General features: G+C 43.2%; 11 protein-coding genes and 2 tRNA genes. 6 read left to right on the forward strand and 7 right to left on the reverse strand.

The window, feature by feature from the left end:
- Window positions 1-381: 381 nt before the first annotated feature.
- From EO131_RS05770 to EO131_RS05785, 4 genes are read right to left on the reverse strand one after another with little or no spacing between them, the layout of a single operon-like run.
- Window positions 382-759, reverse strand: a complete 378-nt coding sequence (locus tag EO131_RS05770; protein ID WP_127019800.1) for a hypothetical protein — start codon at window positions 757-759, stop codon at window positions 382-384.
- Between the two features lie 14 nt (window positions 760-773).
- Window positions 774-7,139, reverse strand: coding sequence for a DUF6443 domain-containing protein (locus EO131_RS05775; protein ID WP_127019801.1), 6,366 nt, complete (start codon window positions 7,137-7,139; stop codon window positions 774-776).
- A 12-nt stretch (window positions 7,140-7,151) separates the two neighbouring features.
- A complete protein-coding gene (locus EO131_RS05780) occupies window positions 7,152-7,607 on the reverse strand; it encodes a hypothetical protein (protein ID WP_127019803.1) in 456 nt (151 codons plus the stop codon).
- 36 nt (window positions 7,608-7,643) lie between these two features.
- The gene (locus EO131_RS05785; protein ID WP_127019805.1) at window positions 7,644-11,114 is read right to left on the reverse strand and encodes a hypothetical protein; all 3,471 of its coding nucleotides are present in this window, start codon (window positions 11,112-11,114) and stop codon (window positions 7,644-7,646) included.
- Window positions 11,115-11,918: 804 nt separating this feature from the next.
- Between EO131_RS05785 and EO131_RS05790 the strand changes: the two genes are divergently transcribed.
- Genes EO131_RS05790 through EO131_RS05815 form a run of 6 tightly spaced genes read left to right on the forward strand, consistent with a single transcriptional unit; the run spans window position 11,919 to window position 18,110 of the window.
- Window positions 11,919-12,332, forward strand: a complete 414-nt coding sequence (locus EO131_RS05790) for a general secretion pathway protein GspG (protein WP_127019807.1) — start codon at window positions 11,919-11,921, stop codon at window positions 12,330-12,332.
- Window positions 12,329-12,814, forward strand: a complete 486-nt coding sequence (locus EO131_RS05795) for a hypothetical protein (RefSeq protein ID WP_127019809.1) — start codon at window positions 12,329-12,331, stop codon at window positions 12,812-12,814. The genes EO131_RS05790 and EO131_RS05795 overlap by 4 nt, the downstream gene beginning before the upstream one ends.
- Window positions 12,815-14,227, forward strand: a complete 1,413-nt coding sequence (locus EO131_RS05800) for a GspE/PulE family protein (protein ID WP_127019811.1) — start codon at window positions 12,815-12,817, stop codon at window positions 14,225-14,227.
- An 8-nt stretch (window positions 14,228-14,235) separates the two neighbouring features.
- Complete coding sequence (locus EO131_RS05805; protein WP_127019813.1) at window positions 14,236-16,410, forward strand: type II secretion system protein GspD; 2,175 nt, start codon at window positions 14,236-14,238, stop codon at window positions 16,408-16,410.
- 1 nt (window position 16,411) lies between these two features.
- Window positions 16,412-17,614, forward strand: coding sequence for a hypothetical protein (locus tag EO131_RS05810; protein WP_127019815.1), 1,203 nt, complete (start codon window positions 16,412-16,414; stop codon window positions 17,612-17,614).
- Window positions 17,598-18,110, forward strand: a complete 513-nt coding sequence (locus EO131_RS05815) for a hypothetical protein (protein ID WP_127019817.1) — start codon at window positions 17,598-17,600, stop codon at window positions 18,108-18,110. The genes EO131_RS05810 and EO131_RS05815 overlap by 17 nt, the downstream gene beginning before the upstream one ends.
- A 318-nt stretch (window positions 18,111-18,428) precedes the next feature.
- On the opposite strand, the gene EO131_RS05820 is transcribed toward EO131_RS05815, so the two are convergent.
- The 3 genes from EO131_RS05820 to EO131_RS05830 all read right to left on the reverse strand — a co-directional run bounded on the left by EO131_RS05820 (window position 18,429) and on the right by EO131_RS05830 (window position 20,754).
- A tRNA-Pro gene (locus tag EO131_RS05820) sits at window positions 18,429-18,503 on the reverse strand.
- Window positions 18,504-18,521: 18 nt separating this feature from the next.
- Window positions 18,522-18,605: transfer RNA gene (locus EO131_RS05825), tRNA-Ser, on the reverse strand.
- A gap of 112 nt (window positions 18,606-18,717) precedes the next feature.
- On the reverse strand, window positions 18,718-20,754 hold the full coding sequence (locus tag EO131_RS05830; protein WP_127019819.1) for an HD family phosphohydrolase: 2,037 nt from the start codon (window positions 20,752-20,754) through the stop codon (window positions 18,718-18,720).
- Window positions 20,755-20,859 lie beyond the last annotated feature (105 nt).

A 20,859-nucleotide genomic window follows, 5' to 3' on the forward strand; every position in this document is an offset into this window, starting at 1 on the left:
GGAAGAAACTTGCCTAAGATTGCCGAAAGCACCGCTACCGCAAGATTGTATCTTGTGGCATCTAAAAATGCAACAATACTTTTAAAACAAAACCAGCTCCCAAAAAAGGAACTGGTTTGTGTACACTCTTACTCTTACCGCCACTAGTCGTGCTTCGACATGCTTAGCACAGGAAGACTAGCGGGAGCCGAATACCACTAGTCATGCTTCGACAGGATCAGCACAGAAAGACTGACGGGAACGAATGCCACTAGTCGCAGACTAGCGGTAGCGGGGAGCGGGGGATAAAGCTTGTAAAAACAAAACAGCAACCCCAAAAAGAGTTGCTGTTGATTATTGTGTTTAGGTAAAACAACTATTTTACTTCATTATCGGCTCTAATTATTTTTTAATAAAATTTGATTCCCTTTTTAAATCATACGAAAATAATAGCTCTTTTCCACTAATTTGAACAATTTTTATGCAGCTGTCACAAGGAGTTAAAAACTTTCCAAAACTTGTCCAATTTATTAAAACAAGTTCACATTCATCCCTTACGAATTTCCAATTACCACTATGGCTATGAATTTTTGCGGATGAATCCTTATAAAAATGAACATATGTTGAATCTTTTTTAAGCTCAATATAATGCTCTTCCTTAACTGAAGCCAAATTGTAAAATTTACCGACTAAATCTTCATCGCAACTATTATCACAAGAGCTTAAAAATAAAATAAACATTGGAAATAAGATAGATTTTCGTGACAAAAGTGAATCCAAAATCATGTAAATTATCATTCAATCGTTACTTTGTTTGAGTAAAATAAATTTTGATAAATTGTAGATAACGGTATATTGCCATCTGTAGACCTATCATAATTTCGAAAATAATCCGTATGGTCTTTTAATCTATCATCCAAATGTAATAAAAGAGAATTTCTAGTTGTTCCGTTGCTAATCATAATATTTATATTTCCATCTCTAATACTTACTTTAGCATTTGCTCCTCCTATAAATAGTTGGGATAAATTTCCAGTTATTGCATCAACATGCTTCTCTAAGGAATCAAAAAAGTTGGTATGATCAGGGCTGAAAGGCATTCCAAATTCCAATTCTTGGCCTGATTCTACTAAATCATGGAGACTCAATCCAGCTTTTTTTCCAGAAGCGATAAAGCGTGCTACTACTTCTGCAATATAACGATTAGTCATTACTGCATTAGCAAATGGATGGGTTCCATAAGTAAACTCTCTTGTTTCCCTACCTGCTCCAGAAGCAAACTCCCATAATAATATTGCTACTGTAATTGCAGAGTCATTTTTAAAATAATAATTCTTTTCATTTTCTGAAAGTTTTCCTAGTTCAATATCTTCACCATTATAAGTGACGATTCCATTTGCAAATGTCTTAAGCGTTTTTGAAGCAACTTTATCAATGATTTTCTGGCCGGATGACGGATTTCTTTCGTATGGAGATATATACAATCCAGTAAAAGAATCAAACTTATCTCTTCCCTGATTATCTTTCAAAAAATCATGCTTTGAGTCTGCCCCGCTCGGGTCAGACCAAAATACAGGATTATTATCATACGCTTGATAGCCCGAATAATCATAATGAACTACAGGATCGATGGAAGTCCATCTGACAATTGCAGGATCATATCTTCTTAAAGGCATCTCATACAATTCAGATGTCTCATCAAGTTCCGTCCCATTGTAATTCCACTTCTGCGCCACATTATTGCCCAATGGAGAAATAGGTGGGTTATTGTAACCCTTATGTTTCAATCCAAATGGGTAGTAGTTGTTTTCCTCCACAATTTCCAACGTGCCACCATTGTCCAAATAGCTCAACCTAATGTTTCCTAAATGGTCCTTGTACTGATACACATAGTCATAGCCAGTCATACCATTCGGAGTTATGTACCCCTCGGATTGACCCATAAACTGCAACGTTCCGTTTTGATAAATGTAATTACCCGCATATTCCGTTACAGCACTGGGCGCAGTCTTCTTCAATTTGGTGCCCACAGCATCATAAACATACGAAATTGTTCCGTTGCTTGTGACAATAGTCGCAGGTAAATTCAAATGGTTATAGGTGATGCTTGTGATACCCTTGTTCGCATCGGTGACCATGTTGCCATTGGCATCATAGGTATATTCCGTGGCCTGGTCCACAACGTCCTTAAATCCATAGGTGTCATCGCCATTATCCAATACCTTTACCAATTGGTTACCATCATTGTAGGTGTACACCAATTCGTCCATTACCCCAAAGCTGGTAGCACCACTGTTGGTATGGCCCTGTCGGCTCAATGCCAAAATATTTCCATTAAGGTCGTAGGCCAAAGACCCCACCGAATAATTCGTGGTGTTGTCCGCGGCATCGGTCAATCGATTCATGGCATCGTACGTAAAGGTATAGGTATGGCTCACCGGGTTATATGGTGCAGGGTTTGACGTGCTAGAAGCCCACAATGTTTGGCTTATATTCCCATTGAACAATTGCTTGTTCGGATCGGCAATATCGTCATATTTGATCTTAAAGCCCCAAACATCATTGCTGTCCAAGCTAAGGGCACTGTCGGTCAAATTGGTATCATTGATACTTTTCAACCAGCCACGAACATTGTATTCATAATCCACCGTCTGCAATCCGGCAGAGCTGGACACCGTTGTGGCGGCATCGCCCCCTACCTTCTTCGATACCAAACGGCCGATTGCGTCGTAGTCGTTCAATGCGATCAACTCAGTGGCTCCGGCAGTGGAAGGACATGAATCGCCCATGGTAACATCACCGATGCATTGCGTTTGGGACATCAACCTGCCACTATGATCATACATATAATTGTCGATGGTAACTATGGTGGTCGCACTCTTGGTATGACTGGTTCTCACCTTCAAAACCTTGCCAGCGAAATCCAAAAGGCTGCTCACCTCATCGGTTGTTCCCAAATAGTTATTGTTGGTGATCGTGCGGATGGCCCTTGCCTTGGCATCGTAATAGGTAACACCCGTGGTCCAGTTGGTGGTTTCCAAAACTTTCACATGGCTTCCGGTGGCCAAACCTTTGGTTGCCGATGTGGATGTTTGCCCAAATACCGTAACCGAAGTTGGCGCCCCTGCCCTGTCAAAATTATAATCATCATAATAGTTGACCGTCAACAATTCATCCACAACAGCCTCTGGACTGGTAATGGCATTATCCGGGTATCCGCCTTGATCATAGTAGACGTTCAGTCCATCCATGGTAAAGTAGGAACCGGTGCGGTTTACCCACAGATCACCGGTAAGTCCGTTCACCTGGTTTTGAATGGCTGTTCTTGTGGTACCGGAAGTTGCCGTGGCTTTCCCTGTATAGGCAATTCTTCCGAACTTGTCGTATTTGGTAAATAGCCAATTATCCGATGTGAGTGCCGTATTATTGGCAGCACGCATCATGGCATCCTGCGTCATGATGGGTTGATCCAATCGGTTGTACACTATATACTCCCAACCTTTTCCAGGGATCTTTTTCTCCACCAAACGGTTTCTGGAATCATACACGTATTGATAGCCCAAGTCATCCAATGCGGATTGGATATTGGCAAACGTGGCCGTTGTTGCTTTCATTTGGGGCGACAGTACAAAGGTGAGGTTTCCATAATCGTCGTACACGTAATAGGTATCGTGCGCCACTTCGGATTCGGGAATTCCATCCCCCGTAATATCAGTGTCCGCATAGGTTCGCTTGAGCACCACACGACCTGATTTATCCGTAAATTCCTCAGTTGTATGGTTCTTGCCGCTTATATGGTTCTCATCCATGGTTATGGTCTTGACCAATACATGGGCCGCATAATATTCATTGGGTCCGTTTTCATCGAGCACCAAATCGGTTCCCGTGGTAAGATCAACTTCAAACCGGCGGACCTCAGTACCTGTGTTGGCATGATAGTCAAACTCAATACTGTGATCGTCGCCACTGCTCTGAATCTGCCATGCTGCGCCAGGGGCACCTTGCTTTTCCAATCGGTTCAACGGTGTGCCATCAAACTGCTTCTCGGAATAGGGATTGGCCGTATTCTCGAAGGTTGCGGTATTGTAAAAGGACAGCGTACCGGTAAGGGCATCATTCCTAAAACTGCCCATCGTTCCAGAGGAAGTACTATAGGGCAGATACTCCCTGGTCATCCTACCATAGGCATCGTATTCCAAATGCGTGACAAAATCCTGTTTTTGGGCGTTGATCACTGGAGATTGATCCATCCCGATTTGTTGTGATGCACGACCAATCCCATCATAATAGGTAATGGATTGGATCACCCCTTCGGATGCCGTAAAAAATGGAAAATTGGTTTGATCGATGCTTTCTTGGGCCAACATTTCCGAAGCGGACTTTTGATATTGTCTCACGTACACATAATTGGGCCCATAAGATGGTCCTGATGAAAGAATCGTACAAGAATTTGTGGGATCATCAGGGCACAGATCATTATTATTGGTTACCCAAGGACCACCTGTAAGGGGAGCGGAACACTGTTCCACAAAATTTCCCCTACGATTTCCGAGTCCATCCCCATCGGTATCCTCATACCATTTGATAGGGAAGGAATTGGGGTTGTTATCATCACAATCCAAACTTAAAGAAAATGGCCCTGCACGATAATTGGCACCTGGGCTGGTACATTGATAGTACGTGTTCAAATCTGCTGGATAGCCATCGGCATCGGCATCCAAAAACCAGGTTAAGGGCCCAAGAATGGTATCATTGGTATCATCACAGTCATCCACGGGCATTACCGTTGTGGTATAGCCAGCACCAGGATTACTGCAGGCATCCATTGAGGAAACTGCATGTCCGTCGTTGTCCGCGTCCAAATAATAGGTCACCAAAGGTACGACCTCTGCAGTGATAGGGGTCCGTGTCGCAGCAATGCAACCGGTTGCGGTATTATACGTTTCTGCATAATAGGTTGTAGTGGATGCCACAGCAACAGTATAGGTCGTGTTGGTGGCCAAAACCCCGCCACCAGTCGGTGCGGTATACCAACGAACCGTATCTCCATTGCTTCCGGGCGATGCAATCAAGTCAACATTGCCGCTTCCGCATCGTGATACATTTGAGCCAGTTGCTTGCCCGGGAACCTGGTTCACTGTGTAGTTTACCGTGTAGGCTTGTCCCCAACAAAGGTTCACATTGTCCTTGGCACGGATGTAGTACACAGTCCCTGAGGTCATTGTCAAGTTTTGGGCTGTATTGGCCGTGCTTGTGCCTGTGGCCGTGGATTGCCAATAATAGGTCACATCGGCATACGGTGGAGGCGCCTGCATGGTCAAAACAGTATTGCCACAATTGTTGGCAACCGATGGTGCCAAGGGCATACTGGGTGTATACTTCACCGTATAAGAAACACTGGACGAGTTGGTGCTCCAACATCCAGATGCATCGTTCCGTGCCCGCAAATAGTATACCGAACCACTTGTCAGGGATATGGTTGAAGCTGAATTCGTAGTACTGGTACCACTGGCAGAACTTTGCCAGTACCATGTTACACCAGTTGGTGGGTTGCCCCGGGTAAGTATGGTGCTGCCACAAGTATTGTCCGCAGTTGGCGTAGCTGGTGTGGACGGTACAGCATCCACCGTATAGTTTATGGTCCTAATGGTGCTCCAACAACCGGAAGCATTGTCCCGAGTTCTTAGATAGGTCACCGTGCCACTGGTAAACGTTTTTGAGGTAGAAGAATCCGAGGTACTTGTCCCTGTGGAGCTTGTTTGCCAATACCAGGTCAATCCGCTCGGCGGCGTGGATATGGTCATGGTGGTACTGCCACAAGTGTTGGTTATTGTGGGAAGTGGGGCCTGCCCCGGCACATAATTGACCGAATAGTTTACGGTTCTTACCGAACTCCAACAACCGGTAGTATTATTCCGCGCCCTCAAATAGTATACAGTGCCACTTGTTCTATCCACATAACTGGAAGAGTTGGAGGTACTGGTTCCCGAGGAACTACTTTGCCAATAGTAGGTAACCCCGGATGGTGGAGTGCCCCTGGTCAAGCGCGTTGATCCACAATTATTCGTTATGGTAGGTGTTGGTGGTGTTGCAGGTGCACTGTTAATAGTATAGTTTATGGTACGCGTGGCACCCCAACATCCATTGCTATTTCGTCCTCTCAAATAATACACGGTCCCCGTGGTTCGCGTAACACTGGTTGCCGAATTGGTTGTACTTGTTCCATTGGACGTACTCTGCCAATACCAGGTAACTCCCGAAGGTGGGGTTCCCCTGGTCAATACCGTACTTCCACAATTATTGGTTATGGTTGGGGTCGATGGCGCCGATGGTCCGTTATCTATGGTATAATTAATCGTGCGTATGGTACTCCAACAGCCGGAAGTATTGTCCCGGGTGCGCAGATAGGTCACCGATCCACTGGTAAAGGTTTTTGACGATGAGGCATCTGCCGTACTTGTTCCCGTCGAGCTGGTTTGCCAGTACCATGTCAAACCACTTGGCGGCGTTGATATGGTCATGGTGGTGCTACCGCAATTTTGTGTGATACTGGGCAGTGGTGCCATTCCCGGCGTATAGTTGATCGTATAGCTTACGGATCGGGCCGAGCTCCATAGCCCATTGGAATTAGATCGGGCCCTCAGATAATAAACCGAACCGCTGGTCCTATCCACATAAGAGGATGAGTTGGACGTGCTTGTTCCGGTTGAACTGGATTGCCAATAGTAGGTGACACCTGATGGAGGTGTGGCCCGCGTCAATCGTGTGTAGCCACAGTATTTGGTCACTGTGGGAGTTGGGGGTGTAGATGGTGCATTACTGCTCACCGTAACGGTTTTGGACAAATAGTAACTGCTATAACTACTATTGACCACCTGTGCATTGACATAACTGGTACCACCTGCATTAAAGGTATAATTTGCATAGGTGTTTGATCGGCTTCCTATTGTAGCATTGGCACCACTCGTTGTCCAATTGGTATATACAATGGCATAGGTATCACCATACACATTATAGGTTTTTGTTTGCCCGGCTGAGGCCGTGCCGCTCCCTGAAAGGGTAAAATAATTTTGTGCAAGAATATTCTGCGAAAAAAATAAGCTTATTACTGTTAATAGTAAAGTATAGCTCATATTTAGCCTGTGAAATGGATACTTCATGATTAGCAGGATTTAGTTTTTAGTAAAATAATAGCGTGGAATCAGTGGTTTTGCATCACCACTTAAAATCGGCTCAATGACCAAAGTGCTTTCGGTCAATAGAAGTATCCGTTGTTTGTCTGTGTTGCCCATCGCATCCTTTAGGACCATAATGGGTCCATTCAATTGCCATGAACCCTGAAGTACTTGCCCATTGGACAGTTTATGTTTATAAACCCCAGCATCATTGATTTCAAACTGCCTGCCCACAAACATTTCCCTTACCTTGGCTTTGAATTCGGGTATGGTGTCCATTTGCATTTTAATTTCTGGCACAACTTCGGCGTAGGACTTTTCATAGTCTAGTCGCCAGTTGCCATTGATGGTCGCACCACTTTTTTGGGCCGACATATAAACTGCACCAAGGCAGACAACCAGAATAATGGTCCATATGGTTCGGTTCGAGTTCTTATATTTAAGTCTTTTCATGGTATCGTTTTTAATTATCCAAAGGGAAACTGAGGTTTAATAGGGATTGTCACAGGAATTGGCAGGACAGTTAGGATCGTAATTCGGGTTTTCAATAACCCGGGTAACCGTTTCTTGTCCACTGGTCACTTCCAACTTGATGAATTGTTGGGTATAACAACAAATCTCCCAGACTATCCCGGATCCGACAAAGGCAGGCGTGGATTCAAAACTGGTACTACTGGTTCCTATGCCCAGGTACCATTTAAAGGTATAATCACCCACACCGCCAGAGACCGATGCGCTCAAGGATACATATTGTACAGTATTGTTGGTCACACTAATAGTGGCATCCAATGGATCCAAACAACTTGAAACAGGTGGGTATTGGTAAAGGCCAACATCCGCTATTTCATATTCGTAATCTTGGATAAGATCACCCGATTCATCCGTAATCGCAACCAAACGGTTGTTGATATCATATTGATAGTTGGTGGAATAATCACGGCTATCGGTAATGGTAACTGGACCTACCAACGGAGCGTAATCGTATGTTGTTACCATGGCATCGGCAAGTCCCCTGAGTTGGGTTTCCTGACTGGCCGATAATCCATTGTTCCCTAAATCAAAATTGGAACCAAAGGCTGCCAATGCCTCGATTTGGGCATATGTTGCATTTTCCACTTTGGCCACAACGTACTGTCCATTATAACCCCATATTGCGGATACCCAGATACCATCCTCTTGCTTGTATTGGCATAAATTGCCATACGCGTCGTAACGCTCATAGGAGACTTTCCTCTCCATACTTGATATCGTAGCATCCAATTTTTGATGATAAATAGCGATAGGTTCATAATTTCCATTCTTTAGACCAAATTCGGTATATTGATGCCCGACCAATTGTCCATTGTTATAGCTTCGTGTATAAATGGGTTGACTTATTCTATTTGCAGCAACCAACGCGGCCGTACCAGAAAGACCGTTGATACCGTAACTGCTTTCCCAAGGATAGCGGTATTCTGTTTTCACGACATTGCCGCCACCAAAGGAATTGATCTGCTCGGTGGACAAAAGTCCATCCTTGGAGTTGTACACGTTCGAGGTGTTGGTCACATAGGCCTCCCCACTATCCATATATTCCGTAGTGGTAGTGGTTGCAGGCAAGGCCAAATATTTGGCCGGGGTGAAATCATAATAGTCCGATACAAAGTGTTGTGTGCCCGCGGCACCCATTAAAAAATTGGTAAGGTTTCCGTAATACACTTTATAACCTGGAGCCAAAAAGTTTTCCCGTATCTCATAGGTGACATTCACCTCTTTTTTAAGGACATTGTTGGCATCATAAATGATTTGTGACAGCATTTGCCCATTGGCATCCTCATAGTTCACCGGAGGGGATTCCACAATATAGGGCGCTCCTCCATTGGGATCGGCCCTTAAGGATTCATTGGGGGTATTGAGGTAGGAAGTGATTATCCTCCCCAAATCTTGGTTCTCCAAGTTTTTGTGCTCCAGATATTCCTCAACCTTACTATATCCAATATGTCCGCCCATTGCAGATCCGTTGGTATTTACAATATTGTTATTGTGTACCGTAAGATTTGCCAATTGGACATTTCCTCCCTCATACATTTCATTGGAGATTCGGTAATAGTGAAGACCATCCATCAGTTTTCCGGTTGATACCTCATCGACTCCAGAAAAAATCTCATTGTAGTTGTATCTCTTTCTTAACAAGGGATTACCTCCAGAATCGGTGTTGGTCACTTCAGAGATACGCAAACCACCGACGGCGAACACCCTAAGGTTGGCATTGGCCACACCATTTTTTGGATAACCAGGCTCCAAATTATGTTGAAGAAGGTACGGATAGACCAAATCGTCCATATTCACATCATAGTTGTTGACATTGATGGTAAATGTGTTCGGCTCGTATTCAAACTTCGTCGTCCCTCCCGTTGGCAATCTAATTTCCTGTAGGGAACCGATAAGGCCAAATTCAGAATTGCTCCCCTTAATGGCTCCTTGTATCTGGGTTATATTGGTCATCACCTCCGGATTGCTATAGGGGCACAAGTCGGAACTTATTTCAATTTTGGCACTCCAATACTGGTTGTTCGCACCGTTATAAAATCCCCAAAAATCCACATCCTTTGAATGCTTGGCGGGCAAGGCATCCGGACATTGGTACAAGAAGGCATATTGCTGGTCAAATATCTTGAATCCATCCAGTCGTAACCTAACATAACTTTTCTCCTCGGCAGTACCCAGTTTGTAGTCGTTGAAATAGGATTGTTGAAAGTCTATGTGTTTAACAGTGGTGTTGGCCGCCGTCTTGATATCGATGGAATTCAGTTTTTTGGGCACACCATCATAGCTATTGGTATAGGCTGTAAATCCATCCAAAATTTGGGTCGATCCCGTATAGCCGGAAATATCGTTCCGGGTACCCAAATTGAACACTGCTTTGTTACCCGATGATGAATGGGCAATCTCAGAAAGCACCATGACTTCCTGTATGCTCCTGCTTGCCGTGACATCTTCAAAAAATCCACTGTTCCAATAATTGCCAATGTTCCCATTGTTAAAATCAGAACCGCACAGGGATATCTTTTTGGAACTGCTGTAAACCGCATGGCTCAAGGTTACATTTGGCACACCGTCCGACTCATATTCATAGATAAAATCCAGAAAGTCCCCGTTGGGTGCCACGATCCTATCTACATACCAAGCCGTTGGAATCAATCGCTCAGCATTATCATTATAATTTGTATCGTCCTGATACGCTCCTGTTATGCTGGTCGGATCAACTTCATTGCCCAAGGTTGCGGCCGGCTGTGTCCAAGTTGTTGTATATTCCACATGGGTAAATTCGTAGACAAAACCGTTTTCATCGGTTATTGTGAACGTTTGATTGGTCTCGTTATAGGCAATTTTGGCTTGGCTATTGTTCAAGATCTTGGCCTCAATACTTCCGTTGATCAATTTCTGTGTGAGTTGATATTTGACCACGGAACCCGATAAATTGGCCACAAAAACATCAGGTTGGGTATCGGGCTCACCATAGGTTCCGTTGTATTGTCCGCTATTGATCCAGTCCAAATAGGCTTGGGTCATACCATTGGCAGGCAACACCGGTTCGTAGCAGAACCCTCTTTGGTTGTAGGGCGGTTTATTCCCGATATCACTCTTTTGATTGATATGATGGGTAATGACCGGTATACCTCCAAGGTTCCATCCCAGTCCAACCCAAGTGGACTCTTGTCCCACCCTAACCCCACCGGTATCATAGGATAGGTTGAAGGGTATCTCCTTGCCATCCAAATTCATGGAAAAGAGGGGGTAGTTCACACTGGCCTTCCCCGTATATTGGTTCAAAGGAGTGAGGTCAAATTTGGAAATTTCATAGGAGTTGGGGTTCATCACTGCAAACTCCTGTCTTTTTGTATAGTTCTGTGCATGGCCAAAATTCCCACAAAGCAGCAGAAAAACTATAAAAACCACTAGGTTGAATATTTTATTCATAATTCAATATTTAGGCATTTCATTTATTCTAGGTATATGGATATGAATCAATTGAAGTTTATTCCATCACCGATATATGTTGCTGACAGGTGATGAATAGGGGTTCCTGAAAAAGGGTGATTTTGTGGTAAAATGATGAAAATTGCAAAAAAGGCATCCACACCCTAAGCGACATTGTTAACCGTTTTGATATACTGATGTTCCAGAAAAATCACAGTTATAATGCACAATGCCAATTAGGTTTGTTCACTGTATTTGAGCGAAAGGGCTCAAAAAAATAACGACGGATGGAGTACCTAGTGGGCGCGTTCCTCCATCAAAAGAATGGATTTTAGCCATGCAAACTTGCCTTGCATTCCAAGTGACACAGCAAAATGGGCTACCAGTCGGATCCAGGCTACATCAATAAATATTTATTTGAAATGGTCCAAGGCATTTTTGCGTTTTCGACCCGAGGGGGATAAAGATTTACATCTTGAAGGTTCGATCTTCTGGTAGTGCTTGTTGATAATCGTAGCAATTAAACTTACACCACTCCGTTGGGCTCGCCCAAAATAATTCAAGGGACTAATAGAAATTGTGTGCATAGTTAATGTTGTAGGTTAATGTTTAACAAGATTTATCTTATTATGTATAATATAAATACTGAACAAGTATATTGTATTTTTACTATTTTTTTAACATTTATTTTATTTATTCGATAAACTACAAGGTTTGCATTAAATTCTTACAATTATTCCAAAATCATATAATATTCTTAAAATTTTTAAGTTATCTCTACTACCAAATCATGATTGACTATTTATGGCACAACCATTAATCACTAAAAAGATCAGTGCTTTAAACCTACAGGAAACCCTGATCGTGCTGGCAATTATCGGAATTTTACTGCTCCTTGCCCTTCCCAACCTGATGCCGCTGATTTCAAAGGCGAAAAGTATCGAGGCGCAGACCCAGTTGAAGGCGTTGTACAACTCACAGACTACCTATAGGTACATGTATAGCAAGTACACTGGCGAGATCAACGAACTGGATTTTATCCCGCCAAAAACGGTGGAGGAAAATGGGACCGCAAATTATAGGTATGAAATTCTAACAGCGGACAATGTTTCATTTAAGGCCCGTGCCGAGGCCATCACCGATTTTGATGGGGACGGGGTGTTCAACGTTTGGGAAATAGATGAAAACGGGAATCCAAAACAAATCATTAAGGATTGATCATACTTATTCAAATACTCACAATGGTGGGGTGTGGCGTATTGGCGTTCCAAGACATCAAAGACCGTGAGGTCTCATGGGTTTTGTTTCCCCTATTGTCCATCACACTGACCATGTTACATTTCCAAAACATGGATTGGCCCACTTTGGGTGTTTCCATTTTGATCAACATCATAACAGTTAGTTTTGTAGTGTTCCTCCTTTGGTTGATTACCCGTTTTGTCTTTCACAAAGTCTTTTTGAACGTGAGTTTTGGTCTGGGTGATCTACTATATTTCTATGTCTTGGCCCTTGGCTTCCCAACAGTTACCTTCATCTATTTGTTTGTCGGGGCCGTTGGTTTTGCATTACTCGCTTTTTTGCCCATGAAACTGTTCCTAAAATCGGACACCGTCCCACTTGCGGGATTGATGGGGATTTTCTTAATCGCCGTTCTGACCATTTCCCTGTTCCCAGGTTCACCATCACTTTATGCAATGTAGATGAAGAAGAATGGGTATCACATACCGCCACAATTACAACAATGCATCTCAGCAGATCAGGCATTCCACTATCGGATAGTGCCGGTTTCCAAAATTGGGAACAACTTGGTTCTAAAAACCGATAGCGAATCCTTGGATGCACTACTGGCAGAACTTAATATCGTTTTGGACACCGAAGTCACCTTGGAACCATGTGTAAAGGACGAACTGCAACAATATCTGACGACCAACTACCGTCAACGGACAAACCAAGATGTTTCGCAGCTCGGCTATACCAATGATTTTTTGGAAAAGATACTGTTCGAGGCCAATGCCGTTGGAAGCAGCGATATCCATTTCGAGCCCTACGAGCAGAAAAGTAGGGTGCGATTGCGGTTGGATGGAAAGCTGTTGGAATATTACAGTATTCCCTTGCAGGATTACCCGACCATAGTGAACAAGATCAAGATAAGGGCCAATCTGGATATTTCCGAGAAGCGTCTGCCCCAAGATGGCCGAATCACAATGCGGTCCCAAGGAACGGAATTCGATATCAGGGTATCATCCCTGCCCACCCTCTACGGGGAAAAATTGGTGCTGCGTATCCTGAACAGGGATTCTGGGAGCATAGACTTGGCATCACTGGGATTTAACGATATTGAGTTGCAACGCTTCAGGGAGAACATCAAAAAGCCCAATGGCATCATTTTGATTTCCGGGCCCACTGGTTCCGGTAAGACCACTACCCTTTATGCCACTTTGAAACAATTGAATGATGGGGCCACCAATATCTTGACCATTGAGGATCCCATAGAGTATACCCTGGAGGGGGTCAACCAAGTACAATTGAAAGAAAATATTGGTATGGATTTTGCCAGCGCCCTTCGCACCTTTTTAAGGCAAGACCCGGATATCATTATGGTAGGTGAGATTCGGGACGTAAAAACCGCAAATATGGCCATCAGGGCTGCGTTGACAGGACATTTGGTCCTGTCCACAATCCATACGAACTCGTCTTGGGCCACCATATCAAGGCTCATTGACATGGGGGTGCCCCCGTTCCTTATCGCAAGCACCTTGAACATGAGCGTTGCCCAACGATTGGTCCGGAAACTTTGCAACCAATGCAAGCAAAAGGATAAGGTGGAAAAAAGCCTCTTCCCGGCAAATTTTGGAATGCCGAAAGAGTTAGAACATCACTATGTCGCTGTCGGGTGTCATGAATGCCATCATACAGGTTACCAAGGCCGGAAGGCCATTTATGAAATTCTGCCCGTAGGAAAGGACCTGGAATCTTCCATTAAGAGCAACGCTTTGGAAATTGATGGATATTTCAGAGAACACCAAATTCCAACATTGAAATCCAACGCCATTGGCCTAATCCAACAAGGCATCACCTCCATTGAGGAAGTGTATGCCCTGCTGAGTACCTAACATCATCCATGAAAAATATCGTCCTCATATCACTATTGTTCGTTACACAACTGAGCCTATCCCAAATCCAAGGTGACAGGATCCAACGCATCAAGAACGAATTGGAACTTTTGGCCATTGATCACCCTGCCTATAATGAAACCTTAAAGCTTGATGTCAATGTTTCCAACGTTACTTTGCCCAGTTTTCTTATTGCGGTCTCCAAAGTGCACAACTTGAATTTAAGTGTTTCAAATGATATTTCGAAAATCAATATCGTCAACAACTTTTCCAATGTAAGCGTTTCAGATCTGTTGATTTTCTTGTGCAAGGAATACAACCTCACCATTGATTTTACAGGCAGTATTCTATCCATCAAAAGGTTCGAGGCACCAATGCCCGAAGTTGAAGAAAAGCCATTTAACGTGGAACTGGACCCTTCTATGGAAACCATATCATTGGATGTCAACGATATTTCCTTGGATCGTGTGTTCAGGAGAATAATGGACCTCTCCGGGAAGAATCTACTTTACTCCAATAGCTTAAAAAATCAATCATTGAACATTTACCTCAATAAAGTGCCCTTTGATGCCGCCATGGAAAAAATTGCTGAACTGAACGGACTTGCCCACTCCAAATCAAGGGATGGCTTTTACCTGTTCAGCACTATGGACAACAATGGCGGTAAGATTGCATCGCGAGGTTTCCAGAATGGTATGTACTATGAAGTTCTGGATACGATCAACAAAATTCTCAATGTTGATTTCAATGATACCCCTGTTTCCCAAATTGTTGAATCTTTGGGCCTAGACCTACAATTGGACATCTACACGGCCACACCTTTGGAACAGGCAGGCAAGGTAACCTTCAATGCCAAGAACATCTACTTTGACGACTTATTGTCACATATTTTTGAAAGCGGACAACAAGGGGTCGTTCCTTCAACAACGAATGATAACCCGCAAAACAGCAGAGGTCCCCAACGCCTGCAGAACAATGGTGCAAACGAAATCAATCAAGCGATAAACACCAACTTCACCTATAAGAAAGAGAACAACATCTATTTTTTTGGAACTGCCGACCAACTCAGTGTCAGAAGGATAGAGGTCGTACAAATGATGCACCGATCGGTGGAACTGTTGAGCGACCCCACCTCCTATTCCGGTGGATACCGTTCTGCAGGCAGGACCAATGCCGGCAGTATCAATTACTATGGCAATGGCCAAGGGGTTGGCCTGCCTGGCCAACAAAACTCAATTGGACAAAGGAGCATAAATACTCGGAGCGACGGATTTGAAAATTACCAGGATACCGCAGAGGCCCTGGTAAATATCCTGCCCGATGAGATCAAATCAGATCTGGACATCAAGGTTGATTTTGAGCTCAACAGCTTTTTTGTAAGTGGGCCATCGGCCAACATTGAACGTTTTAAAAGCTTTATCAGGGAAATCGACAAACCGGTACCTGTTGTGCTCATCGAAGTCATGATCATTGAGGTGCGGAAATCCTCCATTGTTGAGACGGGCATCAGTTGGGGGATTGGGGATGAGCCCGTACAGACCAAAGGAAACCTATTTCCACAAACGGATTTGACATTGGGGGCCAAATCGGTCAACAAGGTCATCGGAGGGTTCGATGGTTTCGGATCGTTCAACATCGGCAAAGTAGTCCCTGAGTTCTTTGCAACAATTAAGGCATTGGAGGAAAATGGCAACATCAAGATCCGATCCACACCCAAGCTCTCCACTTTGAACGGGCATAGGGCCAATCTCTCCATTGGTGAAACCACCTATTATGTGGTCACCAACCAGAACTTTTTCGGATCACAGATCCCGACCACCTCCGAAATCAGGAACTATGCCCCTATCGATGCCGAGTTGGGGGTGAGCATTAAACCCTTGGTCTCCGGAGATGGTCAGGTGACTCTGAACATCAATGTGATCCAATCCGATTTCAGTGGCGAGCGCATAGAGGAAGATGCCCCTCCCGGGTTGACCTCTCGGGAATTTAGTTCCATTATACGCATGCAGAACCAGGACTTGGCCATACTTGGGGGGCTCGAGGAAAAGATCAAAAACGATTCAGGGAGCGGTGTCCCCTTGTTGGCCAGGATACCGGTGATCAAATGGCTGTTCAGCAAACGCAAACGCGAGGACACCAAACAAAAATTGACCATATTGATAAAACCAACAGTAATCTACTGAATTGAAGAACAGGTTTCAACATATCATTGAAGGGAATATATACCAAGGGTTGGAAATCTTTGAAATCGACAATTCCAAATACTACACATTCCTCAAACTTTACAAAAAGAAGGGTGAACTAACAGTTAGCTTCGAGGAATTGTTCACGGACCTGGACAATCTCGTGGCCTCTGTTGATAATAAAAAAGCATTGGCAGTGGTCCTTAATACCTCCAAGGTGCTGAAAAAGAAAATTTCAAATGGAACACCGGCCAATGTCGAACAATGGGTTGCCCAGGCCTTTCCAAATTTGGACTTGGAAAATTTTTATTACCAGGTTTTGGATTCCGCCGATTTTAAAGTGGTGTCCATCAGTAAAAAGTCCGAAGTCGATATTTTTTTAAAACAGTTAAGACAAAATGGGATTGTACCTTCCAAAATAGCAATTGGAATTTCAGAATTGTCAAATACACTGCCCTATTTGCATTTCCCGGTCCATGGCTCCTCTTTTTATATTGATGAAAATGAGAACGCGGGACCGGAAATCAACAACTCGGATAAAATGGAGGGTGGTACAATTGATATGAACGGATTGACCCTATCCCGTACAAGCCTTTTGTCGTTCTCCAGTATTTTGGGCACAGTGAATCATGTTCAGGTCCCTTCCAATCTTCAGGACATAAACTTGTCATTGGATCATGGCTTTAAAAACAGGCGATTTTTCAGCTTGGGATCGCAATTGGGACTTGGTGCCCTATTGGTGCTTCTATTGTTGAATTTCGTTCTCTTCTCACATTATCGCTCAAAAACATTGGATATGGATACCATTGCCAGTTTGGAAAATCAAAGCAATCTCTTAAATCTAACCAAGGATAGGATTGCAAACAAGGAATCCAAATTGAATGCACTGATGAACAGTTCAAACTCAAAGGTTACTTTTTACTTGGATCAAATCGGCAACAGTTTGCCCGCTTCAATTTTGCTCGATAAATTGGATTATCAACCCCTTTTGAAACCCGTTCAAGACGATAAACCCATTGAGATGGTCCAAAATACCATGATAGTCACCGGATTGACCAACAACAAAGAGGAATTTACCAGTTGGGCGGATGATTTGGAAAAAATGGATTGGATCAAAACCATTGAGATCCAAAGCCTTGAATTCGATACAAAAAATTCGGACAGGTTCACCTTAAAAATTGGAATCCATGAAGCTGGACAATAAAAATAAAATGCTCCTCCTTGGCTTGGTGGCACTCCTTTTTTTGAGCTATCACCTGGCCATTAAAAAAACACTGTCCCTCAGGGCCGATTATTTAGGTAATTTGGAAAATCAAGAACTGTCCAAAAACATCCCCTTGGAAATTGCCAAACTCAACCAAAAGGAAAAATATCTGGATGCCCAGTTTATGAAGTTAAACCTAAGCTCATCCGCTTTTCAGACGGACCTCTTAAAGTTCCTGAACGAAAATAACACGACCCAATCTGTTAAATTAATTGAATTTAAGTCTCCTCATTTCTTCCAAGATAAAAGCACTGAGAATGTGACTTATATGATGAAACTTGAAGGTCGTTATACTGAAATTCTGAAAGTCTTGTACGCTTTGGAAAATCAAAGTGGTTTTGGATCGATTTCCCATACTTCTTTTGAAAAACAAAACAACCACAGAACCCAAAAAGAACATTTGCAATCCTCTGTGTTTTTAAAGCTGGTCTATTGATCTAAAAAGCATCATTCCAACTTCCCTTTAATCATAATTTTCAACTGCCCCAAGATACGAGCCTTCTACATAATTTCTATTGCCCTTGTTTTCATTACCACCATGATGGCACAAAAAATCCAATTGTCCAATGCTATCCTTAAAAGATATATGAAGACTATATGCATAATTAGGGCATTGGCTTAAAAAGCAAGAAAAGGTCATCATCGTTTTGCTATCTTTTAATTTGATTTAAGTGGGTTGGGGGGCTGTTCATCAAATGGACCTAAAAACAAAAAAGACCAATAATCAATGATTATTGGTCTTTAGAAATTAAAGTCGGGGTGGCAGGATTCGAACCTGCGGCCTCCTGCTCCCAAAGCAGGCGCGATAACCGGGCTACGCTACACCCCGAACTGTATTTTGGAAAAGCGGAGAGACTGGGACTCGAACCCAGGCAGCACTTACGCGCTGACAGATTAGCAATCTGCTCCGTTACCACTCCGGCACCTCTCCTATTTCTTATTATGAACGTGCATTCTGAAAATGCGGATGCAAATGTACCTTTTCAGATCATAGATCGCAACTATTTTTCCATTTTTTTGGCACATTAATTCGGAACAGCTTCCTATTCAGGGTACTCCACCCGCAAATGGTAGATATTGGTGAGTTTCTGTTTCAGTACTTTCTTCACCATTTCTATCTCTTTCAGGGTAATATTGGCGTTCAAAAACTGGTTGGCCTGCATCTGTCCCTTCACTATTTTCTCCACAAACTCATCAATAACGGTAAAGGTTGGGTTCTTCAAACTTTTGGAGGCAGCCTCTACGGCATCCGACATCATAAGAATGGCTGTTTCCTTGGAAAAAGGAATGGGTCCGGGATACCTGAAATTGGCTTCGTCCACCTCTGGATCAATTTCCTGCTGTTTCTTAAAAAAATAGTAGACCAAGGTGGTTCCGTGGTGTGTTCGGATAAAATCGATGATACGATCCGGAATATTGTTTTTCCGTGCAATTTCAATACCGTTGATCACGTGATCGATAATGATTTTGGCACTTTCCTTCGGGGGCAAATCATCATGCGGATTTACACTGGTGATTTGGTTTTCGGTAAAATAAGTGGGGTTTTCCATTTTACCGATATCATGGTATAGGGCCCCTACCCTAACCATCATGGCATTTGCCCCTACTTCATTGGCAGCGGCCTCGGCCAAATTGGCCACCTGCAACGAATGGTGAAAGGTTCCCGGTGCCTTATCTGATAGCTCTTTCAATAATTTGGAATTGGTATCGGAAAGCTCCAAAAGGGAAACATCGGAAACCAAACCAAACAATTTTTCGAACATATAGATCAAAGGTTGGGCGAAAAGGGTCAATAACCCGTTTAACACAAAAACCCCGAACAAAATCCATTCGATGTTCTCCAAACTTCCTTCATGAATGGCATGAAAGGCGAAATAACCGATGATATAGATCAAGGTAATCTGCCCCACCGAAATGAAGAGATTGGCCCTCTTGTAAAGCTCAGAGGCTGTTAAAATGGTTACGATACCGGCTATGATCTGTAAAAAGATGTATTCAAAACTATTGGGTACCACAAAGCCAAGAATCAATACCGTTAACACATGGGCAAATAATCCCAAACGGGCATCGAAGAAATTCTTGAGCACCAAGGGCAAAATACACAAGGGCACCACATACACATAATCTTCGTAGTGCTTTACCATCAACGTGGTGGCCAGCACCATCAACAAAATATTGAAAAATATAAAAGTGACCTTATTATTGTTTCGGTAGATCTCGTAGCGGTACCTTTTCAGAAAAAGGAAAAGCATGACCAAAACCAACGCTACCAGAATAGTATACCCCAAAAGGATAAAATAATAGTTGTTGCCGCTCCACAATTCGGATTCATATTCATCCTTCAAGGAGCTCAATACTTTAAAATCCTCTGCCTCCACAATCTCGCCTTTTGCGATGATCAATTTGCCTTGCGCCACCTCCCCTCTTGTAAAGGAAATTTTGGAAAGTTCATCACTTAGGGCACTTTCCGTGAGGGCTTCATCAAATGCCAAATTGGGACGCAAGTTTCTTTGGATCAACCCCTCTATCAGGGATGCGTTGTTGTTTCCCGTGAGTCTTAAAAGCTCGGAAACCTTTTGTTGGGCCGCGGCAATATCCAAAAAGTTTACCGGGGCAACAGGCTGTGCCTCATTGTCCCTTAAAACAAGTACCGAGGTTGAACCGGGAAGGTTTTGAAAAATGCCAATCTGATAAACTTGTTCCACAATTTCTTGGGACAGGTTCATCAATCGCTGCCGCTGCAAGTTCGACAGATCGCTTGCCGATAAAAGTGTATTGGTCCCGTTTTCAACAGCTTCCTTAACATTGGAAACGACGGATGCATCAAAGATGTAGTACTCTGTTTTATTGGTTCGAAGGGCATTTTGTTCCTGTTCTACCTCTTCCTTTGATTTTTTAATGGAAAAATCAATGGGGGCATACAAATTCTCATATTGCCAAGGTTTCCCCTTCTGGAATTCGTATTTGAACTTGCCTCCTTTGGGAAAAAAGAAGACAATAAGGGCCACCGAAACAAAATAAAGGAAATACTTGTAGACAAGTGATTGGTGTTTGTAAACGTTATCCAAAGTCTTTCCCATGCTAAACTGCTGTTGACATCAAAAATAGAAAATATAAATAAGAAGTTAAGCTACCCATCCTTCTAGACCTTTGCATTATAATTTAGTATTTTCGCAGGAACAATA

The sequence above is a fragment of the Flagellimonas beolgyonensis genome, from assembly GCF_003992615.1.
In the GTDB taxonomy this organism is placed as follows: Bacteria; Bacteroidota; Bacteroidia; order Flavobacteriales; family Flavobacteriaceae; genus Flagellimonas; species Flagellimonas beolgyonensis.